The organism is Cellulomonas sp. NEAU-ZC6 (genome assembly GCF_056844425.1).
In genome coordinates this window covers 2,077,370-2,102,504 of the sequence record NZ_JBXFYH010000001.1, presented here as the reverse complement: position 1 = coordinate 2,102,504, position 25,135 = coordinate 2,077,370, and the positions used below count along the sequence as shown (strand labels likewise).

The 25,135-nt window shown below is 74.5% G+C and carries 20 protein-coding genes; 19 read left to right on the top strand and 1 reads right to left on the bottom strand.

Features of this window, described 5'->3' with window-relative positions:
* Positions 1 to 49 precede the first annotated feature (49 nt).
* A complete protein-coding gene (locus AC1050_RS09725; RefSeq protein WP_482387142.1) occupies positions 50 to 1,801 on the top strand; it encodes a S1C family serine protease in 1,752 nt (583 codons plus the stop codon).
* 209 nt (positions 1,802 to 2,010) lie between these two features.
* Here the strand turns inward: AC1050_RS09725 and AC1050_RS09720 are convergent, their stop codons facing one another.
* Positions 2,011 to 3,339 carry an isochorismate synthase gene (locus tag AC1050_RS09720; RefSeq protein ID WP_482387141.1) on the bottom strand — a complete coding sequence of 443 codons (1,329 nt, stop codon included), beginning with the start codon at positions 3,337 to 3,339 and terminating at the stop codon, positions 2,011 to 2,013.
* A 146-nt stretch (positions 3,340 to 3,485) separates the two neighbouring features.
* On the opposite strand from AC1050_RS09720, the gene AC1050_RS09715 reads away from it, so the two are divergent.
* The 18 genes from AC1050_RS09715 (at position 3,486) to AC1050_RS09630 (ending at position 25,097) form a co-directional block, all read left to right on the top strand.
* Positions 3,486 to 4,187, top strand: a complete 702-nt coding sequence (locus tag AC1050_RS09715) for a demethylmenaquinone methyltransferase (protein ID WP_482387140.1) — start codon at positions 3,486 to 3,488, stop codon at positions 4,185 to 4,187.
* 145 nt (positions 4,188 to 4,332) lie between these two features.
* Positions 4,333 to 5,628, top strand: a complete 1,296-nt coding sequence (locus AC1050_RS09710) for a geranylgeranyl reductase family protein (protein ID WP_482387139.1) — start codon at positions 4,333 to 4,335, stop codon at positions 5,626 to 5,628.
* A gap of 128 nt (positions 5,629 to 5,756) precedes the next feature.
* Positions 5,757 to 6,125: an NADH-quinone oxidoreductase subunit A gene (locus AC1050_RS09705; RefSeq protein ID WP_482387138.1), complete on the top strand. Its 369-nt coding sequence runs from the start codon at positions 5,757 to 5,759 to the stop codon at positions 6,123 to 6,125.
* A gap of 1 nt (position 6,126) precedes the next feature.
* Positions 6,127 to 6,678 carry an NADH-quinone oxidoreductase subunit B gene (locus AC1050_RS09700; protein ID WP_482387137.1) on the top strand — a complete coding sequence of 184 codons (552 nt, stop codon included), beginning with the start codon at positions 6,127 to 6,129 and terminating at the stop codon, positions 6,676 to 6,678.
* The gene (locus AC1050_RS09695; RefSeq protein ID WP_482387136.1) at positions 6,675 to 7,472 is read left to right on the top strand and encodes an NADH-quinone oxidoreductase subunit C; all 798 of its coding nucleotides are present in this window, start codon (positions 6,675 to 6,677) and stop codon (positions 7,470 to 7,472) included. The genes AC1050_RS09700 and AC1050_RS09695 overlap by 4 nt, the downstream gene beginning before the upstream one ends.
* Positions 7,469 to 8,824, top strand: coding sequence for an NADH-quinone oxidoreductase subunit D (locus AC1050_RS09690; RefSeq protein ID WP_482387135.1), 1,356 nt, complete (start codon positions 7,469 to 7,471; stop codon positions 8,822 to 8,824). Before AC1050_RS09695 ends, AC1050_RS09690 begins: the two co-directional genes overlap by 4 nt.
* Positions 8,824 to 9,843: an NADH-quinone oxidoreductase subunit NuoE gene (gene nuoE / locus AC1050_RS09685; RefSeq protein WP_482387134.1), complete on the top strand. Its 1,020-nt coding sequence runs from the start codon at positions 8,824 to 8,826 to the stop codon at positions 9,841 to 9,843. The genes AC1050_RS09690 and nuoE overlap by 1 nt, the downstream gene beginning before the upstream one ends.
* Positions 9,843 to 11,189 carry an NADH-quinone oxidoreductase subunit NuoF gene (nuoF, locus tag AC1050_RS09680; protein ID WP_482387133.1) on the top strand — a complete coding sequence of 449 codons (1,347 nt, stop codon included), beginning with the start codon at positions 9,843 to 9,845 and terminating at the stop codon, positions 11,187 to 11,189. Before nuoE ends, nuoF begins: the two co-directional genes overlap by 1 nt.
* A gap of 52 nt (positions 11,190 to 11,241) precedes the next feature.
* A complete protein-coding gene (locus tag AC1050_RS09675; protein WP_482387132.1) occupies positions 11,242 to 13,824 on the top strand; it encodes an NADH-quinone oxidoreductase subunit G in 2,583 nt (860 codons plus the stop codon).
* Positions 13,821 to 15,221 (top strand): NADH-quinone oxidoreductase subunit NuoH, encoded by a 1,401-nt coding sequence (nuoH, locus tag AC1050_RS09670; protein WP_482387131.1) that lies wholly within the window; start codon positions 13,821 to 13,823, stop codon positions 15,219 to 15,221. Before AC1050_RS09675 ends, nuoH begins: the two co-directional genes overlap by 4 nt.
* A gap of 100 nt (positions 15,222 to 15,321) precedes the next feature.
* The gene (nuoI, locus tag AC1050_RS09665; RefSeq protein ID WP_482387269.1) at positions 15,322 to 15,972 is read left to right on the top strand and encodes an NADH-quinone oxidoreductase subunit NuoI; all 651 of its coding nucleotides are present in this window, start codon (positions 15,322 to 15,324) and stop codon (positions 15,970 to 15,972) included.
* Positions 15,969 to 16,883 carry an NADH-quinone oxidoreductase subunit J gene (locus AC1050_RS09660; RefSeq protein ID WP_482387130.1) on the top strand — a complete coding sequence of 305 codons (915 nt, stop codon included), beginning with the start codon at positions 15,969 to 15,971 and terminating at the stop codon, positions 16,881 to 16,883. The genes nuoI and AC1050_RS09660 overlap by 4 nt, the downstream gene beginning before the upstream one ends.
* Entirely contained in the window at positions 16,880 to 17,179 is a 300-nt protein-coding gene (gene nuoK / locus AC1050_RS09655) for an NADH-quinone oxidoreductase subunit NuoK (RefSeq protein WP_482387129.1), read from the top strand. Before AC1050_RS09660 ends, nuoK begins: the two co-directional genes overlap by 4 nt.
* Positions 17,180 to 17,192: 13 nt before the next feature.
* The gene (gene nuoL, locus AC1050_RS09650) at positions 17,193 to 19,100 is read left to right on the top strand and encodes an NADH-quinone oxidoreductase subunit L (RefSeq protein ID WP_482387128.1); all 1,908 of its coding nucleotides are present in this window, start codon (positions 17,193 to 17,195) and stop codon (positions 19,098 to 19,100) included.
* Between the two features lie 10 nt (positions 19,101 to 19,110).
* Positions 19,111 to 20,700, top strand: a complete 1,590-nt coding sequence (locus tag AC1050_RS09645) for an NADH-quinone oxidoreductase subunit M (protein WP_482387127.1) — start codon at positions 19,111 to 19,113, stop codon at positions 20,698 to 20,700.
* Positions 20,697 to 22,505, top strand: a complete 1,809-nt coding sequence (gene nuoN / locus AC1050_RS09640; protein ID WP_482387126.1) for an NADH-quinone oxidoreductase subunit NuoN — start codon at positions 20,697 to 20,699, stop codon at positions 22,503 to 22,505. The genes AC1050_RS09645 and nuoN overlap by 4 nt, the downstream gene beginning before the upstream one ends.
* Positions 22,506 to 22,594: 89 nt before the next feature.
* On the top strand, positions 22,595 to 23,602 hold the full coding sequence (locus AC1050_RS09635; protein ID WP_482387125.1) for a polyprenyl synthetase family protein: 1,008 nt from the start codon (positions 22,595 to 22,597) through the stop codon (positions 23,600 to 23,602).
* 25 nt (positions 23,603 to 23,627) lie between these two features.
* Entirely contained in the window at positions 23,628 to 25,097 is a 1,470-nt protein-coding gene (locus tag AC1050_RS09630; protein WP_482387124.1) for an RDD family protein, read from the top strand.
* The last annotated feature ends 38 nt before the right edge of the window (positions 25,098 to 25,135 follow it).

Sequence of the window (25,135 nt, the reverse complement as noted above, 5' to 3'; positions counted from 1 at the left end):
CGTTCCAGGGCGGCGCGGTCTGATACTCCACGAGAAGGAGGTAGACCCCATGAGCAGCCACCCCGAGCACCAGCCTGACGCCGGCTCGTCGAGCCCGTCCACCCCGCAGGAGAACCGGCCGACCGAGCAGGTCGAGCTGCCGGGCGCCCCCGATCGCGCCGCGGCGACCGAGGCCGTGCCCGCAGCGCCCGCAGCGCCGACGACCCCGGCCGCGGAGCAGCACCCGCAGGAGAACCCGACGCAGCGGATCGCGCCGACCCCCACGCAGCAGATGCCGGCCGCCGCCCCCGCGCCGTACCCGGCCCCGTACCAGCAGGGCGGCGCGCCGCAGCAGCCCGCCCCGCAGCAGCCGCGCTACGGGCAGCTCGCGCCGCAGCAGCACACCCCGCAGCACACGCCGCAGCAGGCCGGTCCGCACGCACCGCAGCCGGCTCCGCAGCGTCCGTCCGGCGACCCGCTCGCCGCGTTCCGCGCCCCGGCGGCCCCGGGTGCGCCCGGCGGCCCCGCCGGCCCGCACGGACCCGAGGGGCACGGCCCGGACGGCACCCCGGCCGAGGGCGGCACCACCACCACGCGCACCCGCTCGGAGCGCAACCGCCTGTGGCTCCCCGTCGCCGGCGTCGGCGTCGCGGCGGCCCTGCTCGCCAGCTTCGGCACCGCGGCGCTGACCGGCGCGTTCGACGAGCAGGGCTCCGCCCGCGACGCCGACATCGCGTCGATCGGCCGGACCAGCACGGACACCGCGCCCGTCTCCGGCTCGACGTCGGCGAACCCGGACTGGCAGGCCGTCGCGTCCGCCGTCCAGGCGTCCGTCGTCGCGATCCAGGTCACGACGGCCCAGGGCGAGGCGCAGGGCTCCGGCGTGATCGTCGACACGGACGGCCACATCGTCACGAACAACCACGTGGTGGCCGGCGCGCAGGACGACCAGGTCACGGTCACGCTGACCGACGGCCGGATCTTCACCGCCGACGTCATCGGCACCGACCCGACCACGGACCTGGCCGTCATCCAGCTGCAGGACGCCCCGGACGACCTGACGGCCGCCACCCTCGGCGACTCGAGCGAGATCACCGTCGGCGACCCCGTCATGGCCGTCGGCAACCCGCTCGGCCTGGCGAACACGGTCACGACCGGCATCGTCTCCGCGCTGGACCGTCCGGTGTCCACGGCCGAGACCGGCTCCGAGACGGTGGTGACCAACGCGATCCAGATCGACGCGGCGGTCAACCCCGGCAACTCCGGCGGGCCGCTGTTCGACGCGGAGGGCCGGGTCATCGGCATCACCTCGTCGATCGCCACCACGTCCAGCGAGTCCGGGTCCATCGGCCTCGGGTTCGCCATCCCGGTGAACCTGGCCGACCTGATCGCCGGCCAGCTGATCGAGGACGGCACCGCGGAGCACGCGTTCCTCGGCGTCGGGCTCAGCGACACCACCGCCACCGCCGACGGCGTCACCCGCGCCGGGGCGCAGGTGCAGTCGGTCACCGCCGGTTCGCCCGCGGCCGAGGCCGGCGTCCAGGAGGGCGACGTCATCGTCGCCATCGACGGCAGGGCCGTGGCCGGTGCCGAGTCGCTGACCGGCTACGTCCGGGCGTACGCGTCCGGCTCCGAGGCCACGCTCACCGTGGTGCGGGACGGCAAGGCGCAGGACGTCGACGTCACCCTCGCGGTCCGCGAGGAGACCAGCGCGGACTCCGGCCAGGGCGGCTCGGGCAGCGGCTCGACCGACCCGCGCGACATGACGCCCGAGCAGCTGTGGGAGTGGTTCCAGCAGCAGCAGCAGCAGGGCCAGGGCTGACCGCCCCTGCTGACCCAGACGCCCGGGCGGGACTCCCCCTGCCCCGCCCGGGCCCGGGACGCCGAGCCCGCACCCCGGCGCCCCACCCCCCGACGACCCCCGCGGCGCGCCCCCCTCGCGCCTGCGGGGGTCGTCCCACTTCCGGCGCCCGACGCGCCAATCGCGGATCAGTCGGCACGTGACGGACGGCGTGCCCGCCGCGCGGCGCGTCAGTCCGAGGCGAGCGCCGTGCGCATCGGGACCAGCTTGGCCCGCGACTCCGCCAGCTCCGCCGCCGGCACCGACGCCGCGACGATGCCGCAGCCCGCGAACAGCCGCAGCCGGTGCGGGTCGGTGCGATCGAGCTCGGCGGAGCGCAGCGCGATGCCCCACTCGCCGTCGCCGTCGGCGCCGACCCAGCCCACGGGCCCGGCGTACCGGGCGCGGTCCATGCCCTCGACGCGCCGGATGAGCGTGCGGGCGGCGTCGGTGGGCGTGCCGCAGACGGCGGCCGTCGGGTGCAGGGCGGCGGCGAGGGCCAGCGACGTCGGGTGCGGGGTGCCGTCGGCCTGGTCGCCGGCCAGGACCGCCGTGACGTCGGAGGCGAGGTGCAGGACGTTCGGCAGGTGCAGCACGAACGGCGCGTCCGGCACGTTGGTCGACGAGCAGAACGGCGCCAGCGCGCGCACCACCGACGTCACGGCGTACTCGTGCTCCTCGAGGTCCTTGGAGGAGTGCGCGAGGATCGCGGCGCGGGCGAGGTCGGCGTCGTCGTCGCCGGTGCGCCGGATGGTCCCGGCCAGCACGCGCGAGGTGACCAGGCCCTTCTCGGAGCGCAGCAGCAGCTCGGGCGTCGCGCCGATCAGGCCGTCGACGGAGAAGGTCCAGGTGGTGGGGTACTGCTCCGCGAGCCGGCGCAGCGGGTGCCGGACGTCGAGCGGCTCGGTGGTGGTGGCGACCTCGTCGCGGGCGAGCACGACCTTGTCCAGCTCGCCGGCGCGGATGGCGGCGACGCCCCGGGCGACCACGTCGGGCCAGTCGTCGGCCGCGACCGCGCCGGCGGAGTACGTCACGTCTCCCGGTGCGCGCACCGGGGTCAGCCCGGCCACGTGCCGCGCCACGAGCGACCAGTCCGGGGCGGGCCCGAGGGTGCCGGCGGTCTCGACGACGGTCAGCCACGCGCGTCCGTCCCGGCGGCCCACCACGACGCGCGGCACGACCAGCGCGCCACCGGCCGCGGACTCGTCGTCGAAAGCGAAGGAGCCGAAGGCGACCGGCCCGGTGCCGGGCAGGTGCACCTCGTCCCGGACGACCGCGTGCGCGACGAGCCGCTGCCACCAGCGCTCGGCGTCGGCGAACCGGTCCGCCCCGCCGACGTCGACCCGCGCGGCCTCGCCCCAGCCCACCAGGCCGTCGCCGCGGCGCACCCAGGTCAGCGGGGCGTCCTCCGGCAGCAGGTGCAGCAGGTCGTCGACGGCGTCGAGGGCGACGGTGCGCACCACGAGCGGCTCGGGGTGCGGGGACGCGGCGGGGACGCGGTCGCCGAGGGGGCTGGTCATCGCCGACCAGGGTACGACCGCCACCGGACCCGCGCGGCCGCGGCAGCCCGCCGGCACGGGTGACGCGCACGACGCCCGCACCCGCCCCGCCCCCGCCCGCACGACCCCGCGCGCGACCACGCCCCCCGACCTGACACGATGAGCCCATGCCCCGCGCCTCCCTCGACAAGGACCCGCACGACGTCGCCACGATGTTCGACGGTGTCGCCCGCCGCTACGACCTGACCAACGACGTGCTGTCGCTGGGCCAGGACCGGGCCTGGCGCAAGGCCACCCTGCGGGCGCTCGACGCGCTGCCGGGGGAGACGGTGCTGGACCTCGCGGCGGGCACGGGCACGTCGAGCGAGCCGCTGGCCGACGCCGGCGTGAAGGTGGTGCCGTGCGACATCTCCACGGGGATGCTCACCGTCGGCAAGCGGCGCCGGCCGGACCTGCCGTTCACCGCGGGCGACGCCACGGCGCTGCCCTTCGCGGACGGCTCGTTCGACGCGGTGACGATCTCGTTCGGCCTGCGCAACGTGGTGGACACCGTCGGGGCGCTGGAGGAGATGCGCCGCGTGACCCGGCCGGGCGGCCGGCTGGTGGTGTGCGAGTTCTCGACCCCGACGTGGGCACCGTTCCGCACCCTGTACTCCGGGTACCTGATGCGGGCGCTGCCGAAGGTCGCCGGCGTGGTCGCGCGGGAGTCCGACGCGTACACCTACCTGGCCGAGTCCATCCGTGACTGGCCGGACCAGCTGGGCCTCGCGCGGCTGCTCAAGCAGAGCGGCTGGTCGTCCGTGGCCTACCGCAACCTGTCCGGCGGGATCGTCGCGCTGCACCGCGCCACGAATCCTGGGATCAATTAGCCGGTATTCATGGGACGAAAGTCCTGCAAAACCCCTGGTCAGGAGCAGCGACGCTTCTGAGGCAAGCCTTCGCAGACAAGCCGAGCGAGATATCACTACACTCGGCGAGTAACAGGTGTGAAGGCATTCACAAATGGGGCGAACCGTGCAGAGTGGCAAGAGCGATGACGCCGACGTCATCGTCGTGGGCGCCGGACCCGGTGGCGCGAGCGCGGCGTACCACTGCGCCTCGGCGGGCCTGTCCGTGCTGCTGCTCGACAAGGCGTCCTTCCCGCGGGACAAGATCTGCGGCGACGGCCTGACCCCGCGCGCGGTGGCCGAGCTGGCCCGGATGGGCGTGCCGCTGCGCGAGCAGGACGGCTGGATCCGGAACGTGGGCCTGCGGGTGCTGGGCGGCGGGCACGTGGTCGAGCTGCCGTGGCCCGAGCTGTCCTCGTACCCCTCGTACGGCCTGGCCCGGTCGCGGATGTCGCTGGACCACCTGCTGGTCGAGCACGCCCGTGCCGCCGGCGCCAAGGTGCAGGAGCGCACCAACGTGACCGGGCCCCTGGTCGACGAGCGCACCGGGCGCGTCGTCGGCGTGCAGGCCCGGCCGGTGGACGCCGACGGCCGGCGCGCCGGGGACCCGGTCACCTACCGCGCCCCCGTGGTGATCGCGGCCGACGGCGTCTCCGCCCGCCTCGCGACCGGCCTGGGGCTGGAGAAGCGCCAGGACCGTCCGATGGGCGTCGCCGTGCGGACGTACTTCCGCACCCCGCGGCACGACGACCCGTGGATGGAGTCGCACCTCGAGCTGTGGGACGGCAGGCCCGGCGAGTCCGACCTGATGCCCGGCTACGGCTGGATCTTCTCGCTCGGCGACGGCACCGCCAACGTCGGCCTCGGCTCGGTGTCCTCGACCGCCGCCGCGACGAAGGTCGACTACAAGGACCTGTTCGCGAGGTGGATGGCCAACGCCCCCGCCGAGTGGGAGTTCACCGAGGAGAACCAGATCGGCCCCGTGCGCGGCGCGGCGCTGCCGATGGGGTTCAACCGCGGCCCGCTCTACGGCCGGGGCCTCATGCTGGTCGGCGACGCCGCCGGGATGATCAGCCCGTTCAACGGCGAGGGCATCGCCTACGCCCTGCAGGCCGGCCGCGTCGCGGCCGACGCCATCGTGCAGGCCACCGCCCGCGGCACCGCCGCGGGGCGCGAGCGCGCGCTCGCCACCTACGGCGCGCGGATGAAGGACGACCTGGGCGGGTACTACACGCTCGGCCGGGTGTTCGTGAAGCTCATCGAGCACCCGCAGATCATGCGGGCGTGCACGCGGTACGGCCTGCCCCGCCCGCTGGTCATGCGCTTCACGCACAAGCTGCTCGCCGACTGCTACGAGCCGCACGGCGGCGACGCCGTCGACCGGGTGATCGCCGGCCTCGCACGTCTGGCGCCGGCCTCGTGACCGCCCCGCCCTGACGCCGGCCCCGACGGCCCGCGCGCCGGCCTCGCCCGCCGCCCGCACCGCCCGTCGGCACCCGTCGGCACCGCCGCCCATCCGGAAGCACTCCACCCCCCACCGGGAGAGCACCGATGACCAACCCGTACGTCCCCCTCCTCGTCATGATGGGGATCGCCGCCGTCCTCGCGGTCGGCGGCCTCGCCGCCAGCGCCGTGCTGGGCCCCAAGCGGTACAACCGCGCCAAGCTCGAGGCCTACGAGTGCGGCATCCAGCCGACCCCGCACGCGGTCGGCGGCGGCCGGTTCCCGGTGAAGTACTACCTGGTCGCCATGACCTTCATCATCTTCGACATCGAGGTCGTCTTCCTCTACCCCTGGGCGGTGGGCTTCGGCGAGCTCGCGGCGTTCGGGCTGGTGGCGATGCTGGGCTTCCTCGCGCTGATCACGGTGCCGTTCGTCTACGAGTGGCGACGCGGCGGTCTCGAGTGGGACGAGGACTGACATGGGCATCGAAGAAGCACCGTCGGGGTTCCTGCTGACGTCCGTCGAGACGCTCGCCGGGCTGGTCCGCAAGGCCTCGCTCTGGCCGGTGACGTTCGGCCTGGCGTGCTGCGCCATCGAGATGATGGCCACGGGCGGGTCCCGGTTCGACATCTCCCGGTTCGGCATGGAGGTGTTCCGCGCGTCGCCGCGGCAGTCGGACCTGATGATCGTCGCGGGGCGGGTCAGCCAGAAGATGGCGCCCGTCGTCCGGCAGGTCTACGACCAGATGGCGGAGCCCAAGTGGGTGCTGTCGATGGGCGTGTGCGCCAGCAGCGGCGGCATGTTCAACAACTACGCGATCGTGCAGGGCGTCGACCACATCGTCCCGGTCGACATCTACCTGCCCGGCTGCCCGCCGCGGCCCGAGATGCTGATCAACGCGATCCTCGAGCTCCACGAGCAGATCAAGGCCGAGCCGCTCGGCCGGAACCGCGCCGACATCGCCCGGGAGGTCGAGGCCGCCGCGCTGCGCGCCACGCCGACCTCGCAGATGACGGGGCTGCTGCGATGAGCGACGAGAAGCGCGACGCCGCCGCGGCCGCGAAGGCCGGGGACGCCGCGGGCGCCGACACCGGCGCGCAGACCACCAGCGAGGCCGCGCTCGAGGCCGGCTCGCAGAACCTGCCGGCGGACCGGAGCCTGCCGCTCGAGGTGGTCGAGGTCCGGCACGGCATGTTCGGGGTGCAGGGGTCGGGCGACACCTCGGGGTTCGGCGGCCTGGTGCAGACCGTCGTGCTGCCCGGCCCGAGCGAGCGGCCGTACGGCGGCTGGTTCGACGAGGTCGTGGACGTGCTGGCCGAGCTGCTCGACGAGTCCGGCACGGGCTACGCGAACGCCGTCGAGGCGGTCGTCGTCGACCGCGGCGAGCTGACGCTGAACATCGCCCGGGAGCACCTGGTCGAGGTCACCCGGCACCTGCGGGACGACCAGGACCTGCGGTTCGAGCTGTCGCTCGGCGTGAGCGGCGTGCACTACCCGCACGACACCGGCCGGGAGCTGCACGCCGTCTACCACCTGACCTCGGTCACCCACGGCCGGCGGCTGCGGCTGGAGGTGGCGGTCCCCGACGCCGACCCGACCATCCCGACGACGGTCGACGTCTACCCGGCCAACGACTGGCACGAGCGCGAGACCTGGGACTTCTTCGGCATCGTCTTCACCGGTCGCGCGGACCTCGCGCGGATCGAGATGCCGGACGACTGGCCCGGGCACCCGCAGCGCAAGGACTACCCGCTCGGCGGCATCCCGGTGGAGTACAAGGGCGCCACCATCCCGCCGGCCGACCAGCGGAGGACCTACTCATGACCGCACCCACAGGCGCGCCGAGGGCGACCGGCCACGTCGTCGACGACGAGACCGTCGGCATCCGCAGCTTCGAGGCGACCGGCGGCGACTGGTCCGACATCGCCGAGGAGGCCGCCCGGCTGGGCGAGCAGCGGATCGTCGTCAACATGGGCCCGCAGCACCCGTCCACCCACGGCGTGCTCCGGCTGATGCTGGAGATCGACGGCGAGACGGTGACCGAGGCCCGCGCGGGCATCGGCTACCTGCACACCGGCATCGAGAAGAACATGGAGCACCGCACCTGGGTGCAGGGCGTCACGTTCTGCACCCGCATGGACTACGTCGCCCCGCTGTTCCAGGAGGCCGCGTACTGCCTGGCGGTGGAGAAGCTGCTCGGGATCACCGACGACGTCCCGGTGCGCGCCACCGAGATCCGGGTGCTGATGATGGAGCTGAACCGGATCGCCTCGCACCTCGTGTGCCTGGCGACCGGCGGCAACGAGCTCGGCGCGACGACGATCATGACCATCGGGTTCACCGCGCGCGAGGAGATCCTCCGGATCTTCGAGATGGTCACCGGCCTGCGGATGAACCACGCCTACATCCGCCCCGGCGGCGTGGCCCAGGACGTCCCGCCCGGTGGGCTCGACTCCGTGCGCGAGGCGCTGGTCGGCGTGCGGCGGTACCTCACGCAGCTCGAGGACCTCATGCTCGGCCAGCCGATCCTCAAGGGGCGGCTGCAGAACGTCGGCGTGCTGAACCTGGCCGGGTGCATGGCGCTCGGCATCACCGGCCCGATGCTCCGGTCGACCGGCCTGCCGTACGACGTCCGCAAGGCCGCCCCGTACTGCGGCTACGAGACCTACGACTTCGACGTGCCGGTGTCCGAGGGCGCGGACTGCTGGGACCGGCTGGTCCTGCGCATCGAGGAGTGCTACCAGTCGATGCGGATCGTCGAGCAGGTCGTGGACCGGCTGCAGGCCTCGGCCGGCACCCCGGTGATGGTCGCGGACCGGAAGATCGCCTGGCCCGCGCAGCTGGCGATCGGCGCGGACGGCATGGGCAACTCGCTCGACCACATCCGCGAGATCATGGGCACCTCGATGGAGGCCCTGATCCACCACTTCAAGCTGGTGACGGAGGGCTTCCGGGTGCCCGCCGGCCAGGTCTGGCAGACGGTCGAGCACCCCCGCGGCGAGCTCGGCGTGCACCTCGTCTCGGACGGGGGCACCAAGCCGTACCGGGCGCACTTCCGCGACCCGTCGTTCAACAACCTGCAGTCGGTCTCGGTGCTGTGCGAGGGCGGGCAGGTGGCGGACGTCGTCTGCTCCGTCGCCTCCATCGACCCGGTGCTCGGAGGGGTGGACCGCTGATGACCGCCATCGACCACCCGCGGATCCCGGGAACGGGGCGCCCACGAGGGACCTACGACGAGGACACCCGGGCCCGGCTAGCCGCCGACGCCGCCCAGGTCGTCGCCCGGTACCCGGACCCCCGGTCCGCGCTGCTGCCGCTGCTGCACCTGGTGCAGAGCGAGGACGGCTACGTCAGCCCCGCCGGGATCGCGTTCTGCGCGGACACCCTGGACCTGTCGACGGCGCAGGTGTCGGCGGTCGCGACGTTCTACACGCAGTACAAGCGGCGGCCGAACGGCACCTACACCGTGGGGGTCTGCACCAACACGCTGTGCGCGATCATGGGCGGCGACGCCGTCTGGGAGGAGCTCACCGACCGGCTCGGCGTCGGGCACGACGAGACCACCCCGGACGGGACGATCACGCTCGAGCGGATCGAGTGCAACGCCGCCTGCGACTACGCGCCGGTGATGATGATCAACTGGGAGTTCTTCGACAACCAGACGCCGGAGTCCGCCGCCGAGGTCGTCGGCCGGCTGATGGCGGGCGAGCCGGTGGCCCCGACCCGCGGGCCGAGCCGGGTGCCGACGTTCCAGCAGGTCTCCCGCCTGCTCGCCGGGTTCCCGGACGGGCTCGCCGACGAGGGCGTCGCCGCCGGGGCGCCGACGCTGCGCGGGCTGGAGCTGGCGCGCGAGCGCGGCTGGCAGGCGCCCGCGTTCGACGCCGCCGAGCGCGCCGCCGAGCCGGACGAGCAGGGCGAGCCCGCGGCACCCGCCGCCGGCACCGCGGCACCCGCCGCCGGCACCGCGGCACCCGCCGCCGGCACCGCGGCACCCGCCGCCGGCACGCCGCAGCCGGGCGGCGAGCAGTCCAGCGTCGACCGGCCCGCCGCCGGGGCCGAGGACCGCGGCCCCGCGCAGGAGCAGGCCGAGCACCGCGCCGACGACACCGCCGAGCCCGCCGGCGACGCGCAGGGCTCCGCGGCCCGCACCGACCGCACCGACAGCAGCACGCCCGACACGTCGAAGGAGTCGTGATGGCCGACGCGACCACGCTGACCCCGGTGCTCAGCGCCCGGTGGGACGCCGACCGCCCCTGGACGCTGCGCACCTTCGAGGCGCACGGCGGGTACGAGGGTCTGACGAAGGCGCTGACGATGGACGCCGCCGACGTGGTGACCACCGTCAAGGACTCCGGCCTGCGAGGCCGGGGCGGCGCCGGGTTCCCGACCGGCATGAAGTGGGGCTTCCTGCCCGCGCCGGACGGCGGCCCGCGCTACCTCGTGGTGAACGCCGACGAGTCCGAGCCGGGCACCTGCAAGGACATCCCGCTGATGATGGCGGACCCGCACCTGCTGGTGGAGGGCGTCGCGATCACGTCGTACGCCATCGGCTGCCACCACGCGTTCATCTACCTGCGCGGCGAGGTGGCGCACGTGTACCGCCGGCTGCTGCGCGCGGTCGAGGAGGCGTACGCCGCCGGGCACCTGGGCGAGGACGTGCACGGCAGCGGCTACGACCTCGAGGTCACCGTGCACGCCGGCGCCGGCGCGTACATCTGCGGCGAGGAGACCGCGCTGCTCGACTCGCTGGAGGGCCGCCGCGGCCAGCCGCGGCTCAAGCCGCCGTTCCCCGCCGTCGCGGGCCTGTACGCCCGGCCCACGGTGGTGAACAACGTCGAGTCGATCGCCTCGGTCCCCGGGATCCTGCGCGGCGGGTCCGACTGGTTCCGCACGATGGGCACCGACCGGTCGCCGGGGCACGGGCTGTTCAGCCTGTCCGGGCACGTCACCCGGCCCGGCCAGTACGAGGCGCCGCTCGGCATCACCATGCGCGAGCTGCTGGACATGGCCGGCGGCGTCCGGGAGGGCCACGAGCTGAAGTTCTGGACCCCCGGCGGGTCGTCGACGCCGATCTTCACCGCCGAGCACCTGGACGTCCCGCTCACCTACGAGGAGGTCGGCGCCGCGGGGTCGATGCTCGGCACCCGCGCGCTGCAGGTGTTCGACGAGACCGTGTCGGTGGTCAAGGCCGTGTCGCGGTGGACGCAGTTCTACAAGCACGAGTCCTGCGGCAAGTGCACCCCGTGCCGCGAGGGCACCTTCTGGCTGGCGCAGGTGCTCGGCCGGCTGGAGGCGGGCCAGGGCACGTCGGGGGACATCGACCTGCTGCTGGACCTGTGCGACAACATCCTGGGCAAGGCGTTCTGCGCGCTCGGCGACGGCGCGACCAGCCCGATCACCTCGGCGATCCAGTACTTCCGGGACGAGTTCGAGGCCGGGACGCACACCCCGGCCGACGTGCTGTTCCCGCCGGAGCGCGCCTCGCTCGTCCCCTACACGCCGCGCCGCAGCGGCGCCCAGCTCGCGGGAGCGCACGCATGATCACACCCCACGACATCGCTCGCTGCGCTCCCGATCCCGCGGGGGCCCCGAGATGACCGTCACCGCACCGAAGCCCGCCGGGGCGGGGGCCACACCGCCGCCGGAGCAGAAGCAGGAGGGCGTCACCCTCACGATCGACGGCATCGAGACCACGGTGCCGAAGGGAACGCTGGTGATCCGCGCCGCCGAGCAGCTCGGCATCCAGATCCCGCGGTTCTGCGACCACCCGCTGCTCGCCCCCGCGGGTGCGTGCCGGCAGTGCCTGGTCGAGGTCTGGGCCCCGGGGCGCGACGGCAAGGTCGCGAAGATGCCGAAGCCGCAGGCCTCCTGCACGCTCACGGCGACGCCCGGCATGGACGTCCGCACGCAGCGCACCTCCGCCGAGGCCGACAAGGCGCAGCACGGCGTGATGGAGCTGCTGCTCATCAACCACCCGCTCGACTGCCCGGTCTGCGACAAGGGCGGCGAGTGCCCGCTGCAGAACCAGGCGATGTCGAACGGCCGCGGCACCAGCCGGTTCGTCGACGTCAAGCGGACGTTCCCCAAGCCGATCGCGGTCTCCACCGAGATCCTGCTGGACCGCGAGCGGTGCATCCTGTGCCAGCGGTGCACCCGGTTCTCCCGGGAGATCGCCGGCGACCCGTTCATCGACCTGCAGAAGCGCGGCGCGATGCAGCAGATCGGCCGGTTCGACACCGACGTGCTCGGCTACGCGGGCCCGGTGGACCTGGGCGCCGACATCCCGGTCGGACCGGCCGAGGACGACGAGTCGGGCAGCCCGTTCGCCTCGTACTTCTCCGGCAACACGGTGCAGATCTGCCCGGTCGGCGCGCTGACCGGCGCGGCCTACCGGTTCCGCGCCCGCCCGTTCGACCTCGTGTCCACGCCCGGCGTCGCCGAGCACGACTCGTCCGGCGCGGCGATCCGCGTCGACCACCGGCGCGGCGTCGTGCTGCGCCGGCTGGCCGGCGAGGACCCCGAGGTCAACGAGGAGTGGATCACCGACAAGGACCGGTTCGCGTTCACCTGGCAGGCCGCGGTCGACCGCGTCACCACGCCGCTGGTGCGGGAGCGGGCGGCGGACGGCAGTCGCGGCGAGCTGCAGCCGGCGTCCTGGGCGGAGGCCCTCGAGGTCGCGGCGCACGGCCTGGCGCAGGCCCGCGCGGCCGGCGGCGTCGGCGTGCTGCCCGGCGGCCGGCTGACCGTCGAGGACGCGTACGCCTACGGCAAGTTCGCCCGCGTGGTGCTCGGCACCAACGACGTCGACCTGCGCGCCCGGCCGCACTCGGACGAGGAGCTCGCGTTCCTCGGCCACGCGGTCGCCGGCCGCGGGCTCGGCGTGACGTTCCGCGACCTGGAGGCCGCGCCCGCCGTGCTGCTCGTCGGCCTGGAGGCCGAGGAGGAGGCCGGGATCGTCTTCCTCCGGCTGCGCAAGGGCGTCGTCGCCGGCCGGACGCAGGTTCTGGCGGTCGCCCCGCTGGCCAGCCGCGGGCTCGAGCGCCTGGACGGCCGGCTGATCGCCGCCGCCCCGGGCACCGAGCCCGAGGTGCTGGACGCGATCGGCTCGGGCGACCTGGCCGACGCGGGCGCCGCGCTCGGTGCCGAGGGCGCGCTGGTCCTGGTGGGCGAGCGGCTCGCCGCGGTCCCCGGCGCGCTGTCCGCGGTGCTGCGGCTCGCGGAGCGCACCGGCGCCCGCCTGGCGTGGGTCCCGCGTCGCGCGGGGGAGCGCGGCGGCGTCGAGGCCGGCGCCCTGCCCACCCTGCTGCCCGGCGGCCGCCCGGTCGCCGACGCGGCGGCCCGCGTGGACGTGGCCGCGGCCTGGGACGTCGAGCACCTGCCCACGGAACCCGGCCGGGACACCGCCGCGATCCTCGCCGCGGCGGCCGACGGCACGCTCGGCGGCCTGGTCGTCGGGGGCGTGGACCTGCGCGACCTGCCGGACCCGGCCGCGGCCCGGGCGGCGCTCGCGGCAGCCGGGTTCGTCGTCTCGCTGGAGGTCCGCCGGTCCGAGGCGACCGAGCTGGCCGACGTGGTGCTCCCCGTCGCCCCGCCGGTGGAGCGCGCCGGCACCTACGTGAGCTGGGAGGGCCGCGTGCGGCCGTTCCCGCAGGCGCTGACCTCGACGGCGATGCCCGACCACCGGGTGCTGGACGCGCTCGCCGACCAGCTGGGCGTGACCCTCGGGCTGCGCACGGTCGCCGCGGTGCATGCGGACTCCGAGGCCCTGCGCGGGGACTGGGACGGCGCGCGGGTGCCGGCGCCGCAGGTCGCCCCGGCCGCGCCGCCGGAGGTGCCCGCCGGGCACGCGGTGCTCGCGACCTGGCACCAGCTGCTCGACGCCGGCCGGCTCCAGGACGGCGAGCCGTTCCTGGCCGGCACCGCGAAGCGGCCGGTGGCGCGGCTGTCCGCCGCGACCGCGGCCGCGGTCGGCGTGCCCGACGGCGCCGACCTGACCGTCGCCACCGACGCGGGGGCGATCACGCTGCCGCTGGTCGTGACCGCGATGACCGACCACGTGGTGTGGCTGCCGACCGCCTCGGCCGGCAGCCGGGTCCGGGACGCCCTGCACGCCCTGCCCGGCGACGTGGTGCGGATCGGCCCGGCCCCGAGTGCCCACCCGGAGGTGACCGCATGACCGGCCTGCCCGCCGTGCTCCCCGGCCTCGTCCTCGCGAACGCGAACGAGGGCGGCCCCGCCGACTTCAGCCAGGACGTCTTCTGGGTCTGGGTGCTCAAGGCCGTCGGCATCCTGGTGTTCCTGCTGACCAGCGTGCTCATCGCCATCTGGTTCGAGCGCCGCGTCGTCGGCCGGATGCAGCTGCGGCCCGGTCCCAACGTGCACGGCCCGTTCGGCCTGTTCCAGTCGCTGGCCGACGCGATGAAGCTGCTGCTCAAGGAGGACGTCACCGTGAAGGCGGCCGACAAGGTCGTCTACGTGGTCGCGCCGTTCATCGCGGTGTTCTGCTCGCTGCTCACCTACGCGGTCATCCCGTTCGGGCCCGAGGTGTCGATCTTCGGCGTCGTGACGCCGCTGCAGCTGACCGACTTCCCGGTCGCGGTGCTCTACATCCTGGCCTGCGCCTCGGTCGGCGTGTACGGCATCGTGCTCGGCGGCTGGTCGTCCAACTCGACCTACCCGCTGCTCGGCGCCGTGCGGTCCACCGCGCAGGTCATCTCGTACGAGCTCGCGATGGGTCTGTCCCTGGTCAGCGTGTTCATCATGGCCGGGTCGATGTCGACGTCGGAGATCGTCGCCTCGCAGAGCACGGTCTGGTGGCTGCTGCCGCTGGCGCCCGCCTTCGTCATCTACGTGATCTCGATGGTCGGCGAGACCAACCGGCTGCCGTTCGACCTGCCCGAGGCCGAGGGCGAGCTGGTCGGCGGGTACACCACCGAGTACTCGTCGATGAAGTTCGCCTGGTTCTTCCTGGCCGAGTACATCAACATGCTCAACGTCTCGGCCGTGGCGACCACGCTGTTCTTCGGCGGCTGGCGCGCCCCCTGGCCGCTGTCGGCGGTCCCCGGGATCAACGAGGGCTGGTGGCCGCTGCTGTGGTTCGTGGCCAAGGTCTGGCTGTTCATGTTCCTGTTCGTCTGGATCCGCGGCACGCTGCTGCGGTTCCGGTACGACCAGTTCATGAACTTCGGCTGGAAGGTGCTGATCCCGGCCGCGCTGGTGTGGCTGGTCGCCGTCGCCGTGGTGCAGGGCGTCCGGCAGTTCGCCGAGGTCGACCTGACCGCGCTGATGTTCTGGCTGGCCGGGGCGATCGTGGTCGCGGTGCTGGTCTCGTTCCTGGTCCCGGAGAAGAAGCCGGCCCCGGAGCCGCCACCCGGCGACCGGCCGTTCGACGCCTTCGCCGACGGGTTCCCGGTGCCGCCGCTGCCCGGTCAGAGCCTGCCCCCGTCGCCACGCACCCAGCGCCGCGCCGCCCAGGAGACCACCCCCGCGCTGGTCGGCGGACCGAGCACGCCCGACGGCACCGCCGACCCCGACGCCCCCGCGTCCCCCACCCAGGAGGTGCCCCGTGGCTGATACGCCCGACCAGGCCGGCGACGCCGGCCGCGAGGTGCAGGCCCGGCCCGCGGGCGGCGACGTCGCCGCCCCCGGCACGGCCCGGCCGTACCGGTCCGCGATCCCCGAGCGCGGCGCGCTGGCCGACGCCCTGGCCCCGGCCGCGGGGTTCGGCGTCACGATCAAGAACTTCTTCAGCCGCACCGTCACCGAGCAGTACCCGTTCGAGACGGCCCCGGTGAAGCCGCGGTTCCACGGCCGGCACCAGCTCAACCGGTACCCGGACGGGCTGGAGAAGTGCATCGGCTGCGAGCTGTGCGCCTGGGCCTGCCCGGCGGACGCGATCTACGTCGAGGCCTCCGACAACACCCCCGACCTGCAGATGTCGCCGGGCGAGCGGTACGGCAGCGTCTACCAGATCAACTACCTGCGGTGCATCTTCTGCGGGCTGTGCATCGAGGCGTGCCCGACCCGCGCGCTGACCATGACCAACGACTTCGAGCTGGCCGGCCCGACCCGCGAGGGCCTGATCTTCGAGAAGCAGGACCTGCTCGCGCCGATGCTCGACGGGATGCTCGCGGCCCCGCACCCGATGGTCGAGGGCACCACGGACACCGAGTACTACCGCGGTGAGGTCACCGCCCCGACGGCGGACCAGGTCGACTGGGTCGCCGAGCACCGGCCGGAGGACCCGACGCTGGACGGCGCCCGCCGCCGCGCCGCCGGCAGCGGTGCCGCGGGGACGGCCGCGGCGGGGCGGGAGACCCGATGACCCCGTCCACCGCCGAGGCGGTCCTGTTCTGGGTGCTCGCCCCGATCATGGTGCTCGCGGCCTCGGGCCTGCTGTTCGCCCGCAAGGCCGTGCACGCCGCGCTGTGCGTCATCACCGTGATGATCTCGCTGGCGTTCCTGTACGTCGCGCAGGAGGCGCCGTTCCTCGGCGTCGTCCAGGTGGTCGTCTACACCGGCGCCGTGATGATGCTGTTCCTGTTCGTGCTGATGCTGGTCGGCGTCGACGCGTCGGACTCCCTCGTGGAGACCATCCGCGGCCAGCGGTGGGTCGGCTGGCTCGCCGCGCTCGGCCTCGGCGTCGTGCTGGTGGGCGTGGTCGGCCGGACCGTCTACCCCGACGCCGCCGGGCTGGCGGCCGCCAACGCGGACGGCAACCCCGTCGGCGTGGCGCGGATCATCTTCGGGCAGCACGTCTTCGGCCTCGAGGTGGTCGGCGCCCTGCTGGTCACCGCGGCCCTCGGCGCGCTCGTGCTCACGCACCGGCAGCGGCTGAGGCCCGTGGTCAAGCAGCCCGAGCGCGCCGCCGCGCGGGTCGCGGCCGGCGCCCGGCTCACCCCGCTGCCCGCCCCCGGCGTGTACGCCCGGCACAACGCCATGGACGTGCCCGCGCTGGACCCGGCCGGCGACCCGATCGACGACTCGGTGCCGCGCGTGCTGCGGATCCGCGGCCAGGAGGCCGGCACGGACGAGTTCCACGCCGACACCTACCGGCGCGCGGTCACCGCCGTCCTGCAGCAGCGGGGCGCGGTCACCGACGAGGAGGTCGACGCCGTGCTCGGCGCGGCCGAGGACGAGCCCCGGCCCCCGGCGGCCCCGCCCGGCGAGACGACCGGTCCGGCGGCGGACATCCAGCTCGGCGGCGGCTCGACCCGGACGGAGACCCAGCCGTGACCCTGACCCACTACCTGGTGCTGTCCGCGATCCTGTTCTCGCTCGGCGCCGCGACCGTCCTGCTGCGCCGCAACGCGATCATCGTGTTCATGGGCGTCGAGCTCATGCTCAACGCGACCAACCTCGCGCTGGTCACCTTCGCGCGGCTGCACGGGGACCTCACCGGCCAGGTCATGGCGTTCTTCGTCATGGTCGTGGCCGCGGCGGAGGTGGTCGTCGGGCTGGCGATCATCATCTCGATCTTCCGCACCCGGAAGTCGGCCTCGGTCGACGACATCAACCTGCTGAAGAGCTGAGGAGATCGTGGACGTGACCTCCCTCGCCCCGCTGCTGGTGGCGGTGCCCCTGGCGAGCGCGGCGGTGCTGCTGCTGCTGGGGCGGCGCTCCGACCGCTGGGGCCACTGGCTCGGCGTGCTGGCGTCGGCGGCGGCCTTCGTCGTCGGCGCGCTGCTGCTGGTCGAGCTGCTCGGCCGGCCCGCCGGCGACCGCGTGCTGCACGTGCACCTGTTCGACTGGATCTCCGCCGGGCGGTTCGACCTGTCCGCCGGGCTGCTGGTGGACCCGCTGTCGCTGACCTTCGTGCTGCTGGTGACGTTCGTCGGCTCGCTGATCCACGTCTACTCGGTGGCCTACATGGCGCACGACGTGGCCCGCCGCCGGTTCTTCGCCTACCTCAACCTGTTCGTCGCCGCGATGCTGGTCCTGGTGCTGGCGGACTCCTACCTGCTGCTGTTCGTCGGCTGGGAGGGCGTCGGCCTGGCGTCCTACCTGCTGATCGGGTTCTGGAACCACCGCACCCCGTACGCCGTCGCGGCCAAGAAGGCGTTCGTGGCCAACCGGATCGGCGACCTCGGCCTGCTGATCGCGATGATGCTCATGTTCGCGACGTTCGGCGCCGTCGACTTCGAGACGGTCGCGGCGGGGGTCCCCGGCGCGTCCACCGCGACCCTGACCGCGACGGGCCTGATGCTCCTGCTGGCCGCCTGCGGCAAGTCGGCGCAGTTCCCGCTGCAGTCCTGGCTGGGCGACGCGATGGCCGGCCCCACGCCGGTGTCGGCGCTGATCCACGCCGCGACGATGGTGACCGCCGGCGTCTACCTGATCGTCCGGTCGGCCCCCGTGTTCGAGGGCGCCCCCACGGCCCAGCTGGTCGTCGTCGTCGTCGGCGCGATCACGCTGGTGATCGGGGCGGTCATCGGCTGCGCCAAGGACGACATCAAGAAGGCGCTGGCCGCCTCGACCATGTCCCAGATCGGCTACATGGTGCTCGCCGCCGGCCTCGGCCCGGTCGGCTACGCGTTCGCGATCTTCCACCTGGTGACGCACGGCTTCTTCAAGGCCGGCATGTTCCTCGGCGCCGGCTCGGTGATGCACGGCATGGACGACCAGACCGACATGCGCCGGTTCGGGGCCCTGAGGAAGTCCATGGTCATCACCTGGGTGACGTTCGGGGCCGGCTGGCTCGCGATCCTCGGCATCCCGCCGTTCTCGGGCTTCTGGAGCAAGGACAAGATCATCGAGTCCGCGTTCGTCGTGCCCGAGGCCGGCGGCGAGTGGCGGGCCTGGGTGTTCGGCGTGGTCGCCCTGGTCGGCGCCGGGATCACCGCGTTCTACATGTCGCGGCTGTTCTTCATGACGTTCCACGGGAAGAAGCGCTGGACCACCGACGAGGCCGGCCACGAGCCGCACCCGCACGAGTCCCCGGCCCTGATGACCGTCCCGATGATCGTCCTGGCGGTCGGCTCGGTGGCGCTCGGCCTGGTGCTGCAGCTCGGTGGCGGGTTCAGCACCTGGCTCGAGCCGGTCACGGGGCACGTCGAGCACCACGAGCCCGTGCTGTCGGTGCCGGTGATCCAGGGCGCGACGCTGCTGGCCGTCGCGCTCGGGCTGCTGCTGGCGTGGCGGCAGTACGCGTCGCTGCCGGTGCCCGTGGCCGCGCCCGCCGGCTCGGCGCTGACCCGTGCCGCGCGCGTCGACCTGTACCAGGACGCCGTGAACGACGCGGTGCTGGTCGAGCCCGGCCGGCACCTGACCCGCTCGCTCGTCTACGGCGACCGCACCGCGGTCGACGGGGCGTTCACGGGCCTCGGCCGCCTCACGGTCGGGATCGGGGAGCTCGTGCGGCGGGTGCAGACGGGCTTCGCCCGGCAGTACGCCGCCACGATGCTGCTCGGCCTGGTCGTGCTCGCGGTCGTCGTCCTGGCACCTCGGATCTGAGGGGAAGTTGATGAGTTCTCCCGCTCTCGCGACCACGGTGCTGTCCGCCGACGTCCCGTGGCTCACCCTGATGATCGTCTGGCCGCTGGTCGGCGCCGCGGCGCTCTGGCTGCTGCCCGCCGGCGCCCGGGGCCGGACCCGCCAAATCGCGCTCGGCGCCGCGCTGGTCGAGCTGCTGCTCGGCGTGTGCGCGCTGCTCGCCTTCGACACCGGCGCGGCCGCCGTGCACCAGCTCGCCGAGACGCACGCGTGGATCCCGCAGCTCGGGGTGTCCTACGCGGTCGGCGTCGACGGCGTCGGCCTGGTGCTGGTGCTGCTGTCCGTCCTGCTGGTGCCCGTGGTGGTCCTGGCCGCGTGGCGGGAGCAGGGCAGCGACACCGTCCCGACCGACCGGCTGCGGCACTACCTCGCGCTGGTGCTGGTGCTGACCACGTTCATGGTCGCGGTGTTCGCCGCCCGGGACGTGTTCCTGTTCTACGTGCTGTTCGAGGCGATGCTGATCCCGGTCTACTTCATGATCGGCGCGTTCGGCGGGGCCCGGCGGCGGTACGCGGCCACGAAGTTCCTGCTGTTCTCGCTGGCCGGCGGCCTGGTCATGCTGGCAGGCGTCATCGGGCTGTACCTGCAGGGCCCCGGCGGCGAGCAGGGCTTCCTCACCGAGAACCTCACCGGGCTGTCGATGCCCGCGGGCACCGAGCGCTGGCTGTTCGTCGCGTTCTTCGTGGCGTTCGCGGTCAAGGCGCCGATGTTCCCGGTGCACACCTGGCTGCCCGACGCCGCCGAGCAGGCGCCCGCCGGGACGTCCACGCTGCTGGTCGGCGTGCTGGACAAGGTGGGCACGTTCGGGATGCTGACGCTCTGCCTGCCGCTGTTCCCGGACGCGTCCCGGTGGGCGGCCCCGGTGGTCATCGCGCTGGCCCTGGTGTCGATCTTCTACGGCGCGCTGCTGGCCATCGGGCAGCAGGACCTGTTCCGGCTGGTCGCGTACACGTCGGTGTCGCACTTCGGGTTCATCGTGCTGGGCATCTTCGCCTTCACGTCCACCTCGATCGCGGGCTCGTCGTTCTACATGGTCAACCACGGCCTCTCGACCGGCGGGCTGTTCCTGCTGGTCGGGTTCCTGGTCGCCCGGCGCGGGTCCGCGCGGATCGAGGACTTCGGCGGGCTGCAGAAGGTCACCCCGGTGCTCGCCGGCGTGTTCCTGGTGACCGGCCTGTCCGCGCTGTCGCTGCCCGGGCTGTCGACGTTCGTGTCGGAGTTCCTGGTGCTGGTCGGCACGTTCGGCAGCAACCGGCCCGCCGCCGTGATCGCCGTCGTCGCCGTGGTGCTGGCCGCGGTCTACGTGCTGTGGACCTACCAGCGGGTGTTCACCGGACCGGTCCGCGACGACCTCGCCGCCACCCGGGACATCGGCGGCCGCGAGCGCTGGGTGGTCGGGCCGCTGATCGCGATCATGCTCGTGCTCGGGTTCTACCCCGCGCCCGCGCTGCGGCTGGTCGACGACCCCGCCGCCCAGACCGTGGTGCACGTGGGCGACGACTCGCCCGTGGTGGACCTGCCGGTCGCCGACGGCGGCGACGACGAGGGGAGTGACCAGTGAGCCCGTTCACCGTGCCCGAGATCGCGTGGGGGCAGCTGACCCCGGTGCTGCTGGTGCTCGGCGCGGCCGTCGTCGGCGTGCTGGTCGAGGCCCTGGTGCCCCGCCGGTTCCGGCGGCCCGTCCAGCTCACGCTGGCGCTCGCCGCGCTGGCCGGGGCCGTCGTCGCCGTGGCCCTGCTGTGGGACGACGTCGCGGCCACCGGCGGCACGGACGTGCTCGGTGGCTCGCTGCTGGTCGACGGCCCGACCCTGGTGCTCCAGGGCACCACCGCCCTGCTGGCGCTGCTCGCGGTCCTGGTGATCGCGGACCGCAGCGGCGGCGAGGACGCGTTCGCCCCGCAGGGCGCCTCCGTGCCCGGCTCCGGCTACGAGGCCGCCGCGCGTGCCGCCGGGCTGCAGCAGACCGAGGTGTTCCCGCTGGTGCTGTTCGCCACCGGCGGCATGCTGATCTTCCCGGCCACCGGCGACCTGCTGACGCTGTTCGTGGCGCTCGAGGTGCTGTCCCTGCCGCTGTACCTGTTGTCCGGGCTGTCCCGCCGGCGCCGCCTGCTCAGCCAGGAGGCGTCGATGAAGTACTTCCTGCTCGGGTCGTTCGCATCCGCGCTGCTGCTGTTCGGGATCGCGCTGCTCTACGGGTTCGCCGGCTCGCTGCGGTACGCCGACATCGCCGCGGCCGTGCGCACCGAGACCGGCATGGACGGGCTGCTGCTGGCCGGCAGCCTGCTGCTGCTCGCGGGGCTGCTGTTCAAGGTCGGCGCCGTGCCGTTCCACTCCTGGACCCCGGACGTCTACCAGGGCGCACCGACCCCGATCACCGGGTTCATGGCGGCGTGCACCAAGGTCGCCGCGTTCGGCGCGCTGCTGCGGGTGTTCTACGGCGTGCTGCCGGACCTGCGCTGGGACCTCGAGCCGGTGATGTGGACGGTCGCCATCGCGACCATGGCGCTCGGGACCGTCGTCGCCCTGGTGCAGACGGACATCAAGCGCGTGCTGGCGTACTCGTCCATCGCGCACGCGGGGTTCGTGCTGACCGGCGTGGTCGCGCTGACCGGGTCCGGGATCACGGCGGTGCTGTTCTACCTGCTCGCCTACGGGGCGGCGACCGTCGGCGCGTTCGCGGTCGTCACCCTCGTGCGCGAGCGCGGGGCGGTGCGGACGGTGGGGGTGCCCGCGGCCCGGGTGCCGGCGCTCGCGGCCACCGCGGGCGGCTCGGGCGGCTCGGGCTCGGCCGGCTCGGGCGTCACCGCGCCTGCCGGGGCCGGCGCCACGCCGGGTTCCTCCGGCGGTGCTGCGGCGGCGGGTGCGCCGGGTGCTGCGGCGGCGGGTGCGCCGGGTGCGGGCGGCGACGCGGAGCCCGGCGAGCCCGAGGGCCCCGTGCTGGGCGAGGCGACGCACCTGTCGCAGTGGGCCGGGCTCGGCCGGACCTCCCCGGTCCTGGCCACGACGTTCGCCCTGTTCCTGCTGTCGTTCGCCGGCATCCCGCTCACCGCCGGCTTCACCGGGAAGTTCGCCGTGTTCTCCGCGGCGGTCGAGGGCGGTGCGTGGCCGCTCGCGGTGGTCGGCGTCCTCGCCTCGGCGGCGGCCGCGTTCTTCTACGTCCGGATCATCGTGCTGATGTTCTTCACCGGCCCGCAGGGCGGCCCCCGCGAGGACGGCGACGAGGGCCACCCGGCCGCCGTCGTCGTGCGGTCCGAGGGCCTCACCGTCGTCGCGATCGCCGTGTGCGCCCTGATCACCGTCGTGCTGGGCGTGTTCCCCGGACCCGTCCTCGACGCCGTCGCGAGCGTCGCCCAGCTCCTCCCGTGACCCGCGCGGCCACGACCCGTCCCCCTGCGGGCCGGGTGCGTGGTCGCGTCGGTTCTGCCTCGGCCCGTCCGGCCAGATAGGTTCGACCCGTGACCTCCCCGACCGCCCTGCCGCTCGCCGACCCCGTGCTCGCCGAGCGCGTCGCGGGACGCCTCGACCTGGTCGAGGGTCGCCTGCGTACCGCCGTCGCGTACGCGGACCCGCTCGTGGACGACGCCGCGCACCACCTGGCCGACGCCGGGGGCAAGCGCCTGCGCCCGCTGCTCGCGCTGCTGTCCGCCGAGCTCGGCGACGACGCCACGAACGACCAGGTCCTCGACGCGGCGGTCGTCGTCGAGCTCACCCACCTCGCCTCGCTGTACCACGACGACGTGATGGACTCCGCGCCGATGCGCCGGGGAGCCCCCGCCGCCCACGAGGTCTGGGGCAACAATGTCGCGATCCTCGTGGGCGACCTGCTGTTCGCGCGCGCGTCGCTCACCGTCGCGCGGCTCGGCCCCGAGGCGGTCGTCATCCAGGCCGGCACGTTCGAGCGGCTGTGCCTGGGCCAGCTGCACGAGTCCACCGGGCCCGGTGCCGGTGACGACGCCGTCCAGCACTACCTGCAGGTGCTCGCCGACAAGACGGCGTCGCTCATCGCCACGTCCGCCCGCCTCGGCGCGATGTACGGCGGCTGCGCGCCGGACGTCGTCGAGACCGTCGCCGCGTTCGGCGAGCGGATCGGCGTCGCGTTCCAGCTGGCCGACGACGTGCTCGACCTGACCTCCGACGGCGCCGTCTCCGGCAAGACCCCGGGCACGGACCTGCGTGAGCAGGTGCCCACCATGCCGGTGCTGCTGCTCCGCGAGCGCGCCGCCACCGGTGCCGACCCGGCCGACGCGGCGCTCGTCGCCCGGCTCGACGGCGACCTGTCCGACGACGCGGAGCTCGCCGACGTCGTCGCCGCCCTGCGCGCGCACCCGGTGGTCGCCGAGACCCGCAGCCGCGCCGCCGCCCTCGCCCGCGAGGCCGTCGACCTGCTCGCGCCGCTGCCCGACGGGCCGGTCAAGGACTCGTTCGTGTCGTTCGCCGACGCGCTGGTGGACCGGGCGTCCTGAGCCGGACCGCGGGCGGAGGGGGAGCATGACCACGGTCGCCGGCGGCGTGACCTTCTGCGCCGCGTGCGGCACCGCGCTGGAGCCCGGTGCGCTGTTCTGCGGCACCTGCGGCGCGCGCGTCCCCGCCGCGGAGCCGGCCGGGGAGAGCACGGACGCCCCGGGTGCCCCGGTCACGGTCCGCCCCACCGCGCCCGCTCGCGGCCCCGAGCCCGGAGCCCCGACTTGGTCGCTCGGCGTCGATGTCGACGAGGCCGTCGCCCCGGTGTGGCGCCGGCTGGTGGCGCTGCTCGTCGACCAGGTGCTGGCCGTCGCCGTCGGGCTCGCCGGGCTGCTGCCCGTGCTGCACGCGGTCGGGGAGGACGGCTCGCTCGGCGCGCTGCTCGTGCCCGGCCTGCTCCTGCTGCTGCTCGCCGCGGGCCAGTGGCTCGCCGAGGCGTTCGGCGGCCGCACCGTCGGCGGCGCCCTGCTCGGCATCCGCACCCTCTCCGTACGCACCGGTCGCCCCGCGGGGCTGTGGGCCGTGCTCGTGCGCAGCGTCGTGCAGGCCCTCGGCGTCGTCGTCGGCGGCATCGGGGTCTACGTGGTCGCCGGGTCCGGGGCCTGGGACGAGGGGCCGGAGCAGCGCGGCTGGCACGACAAGGCCGCGGGCACGCTCGTCCTGCGGGCCCGGCCGGCGGCGCGCCCGGAGGCCGTTGCGTCCGGCGCGACGACGCCTGCGCCGGCGTCCGTCCCGGCCGCGACGCGCCGGCCGACCTCGGGACCGGCGTCCGGACCGCCACGGCCGACCGGCACGGAGCCGGATCCGCGCGCGGTCGTGCCCGAGCCCGCTCCGTCATCCGAGCCCGCGGTGTCCGTTCCGTCCGTGCCCGCGGCGTCCGCTCCGTCCGTGCCTGTAGAGCCCGTGGTGCCCGCGCCCGCGGAGCCGCTGGTGCTCGCGCAGCCCGCGGCGCCTGCAGCACCCGGGGTGCCCCCGGAGCCGGCCGTGGACGTGGCGCCAGCCGCCCCGCCGGCCGCTCCGTCGGTGGGAGCGGCACCTGCCCGGCCTGCGCCCGCTCCGGAGCGTGACGCTCCCGACGGCCTCCCGGACAGCACCGTCCCGGGCCTCGGCGACCTCGAGCACACCCACGTCGGCCGCTGGGCCGCCGGCCCCGAGGCTGCCGGGCCCGGCGCGGGCCTCGTGCTGGTCGTCGACACGGGCGACCGCATCCCGGTCACCGGCGCGGGTCTGATCGGCCGGCGGCCGGTGCCCGGCGACGAGACGTGGGCGCATCTGGTCACGATCGACGACCCGACCCAGTCCGTGTCGTCGACGCACCTCGCGTTCTGGCCCGCTGACGCGGGGCTCGATGTGCTGGACCGCGGGTCGACCAACGGCACCGTGCTCCTGGACCCCGCGGGCAAGCCGTGGTCGCTGCCGCCCGGAGCCCCCGCGCGGGTCGCCGCGGGCTGGACGCTGGTCCTGGGCAACCGCCGCGTCCGCGTCGACCCCGCCTGACCCACGCCCGCCTGACCCACGCCCGCCCGACCCGCACC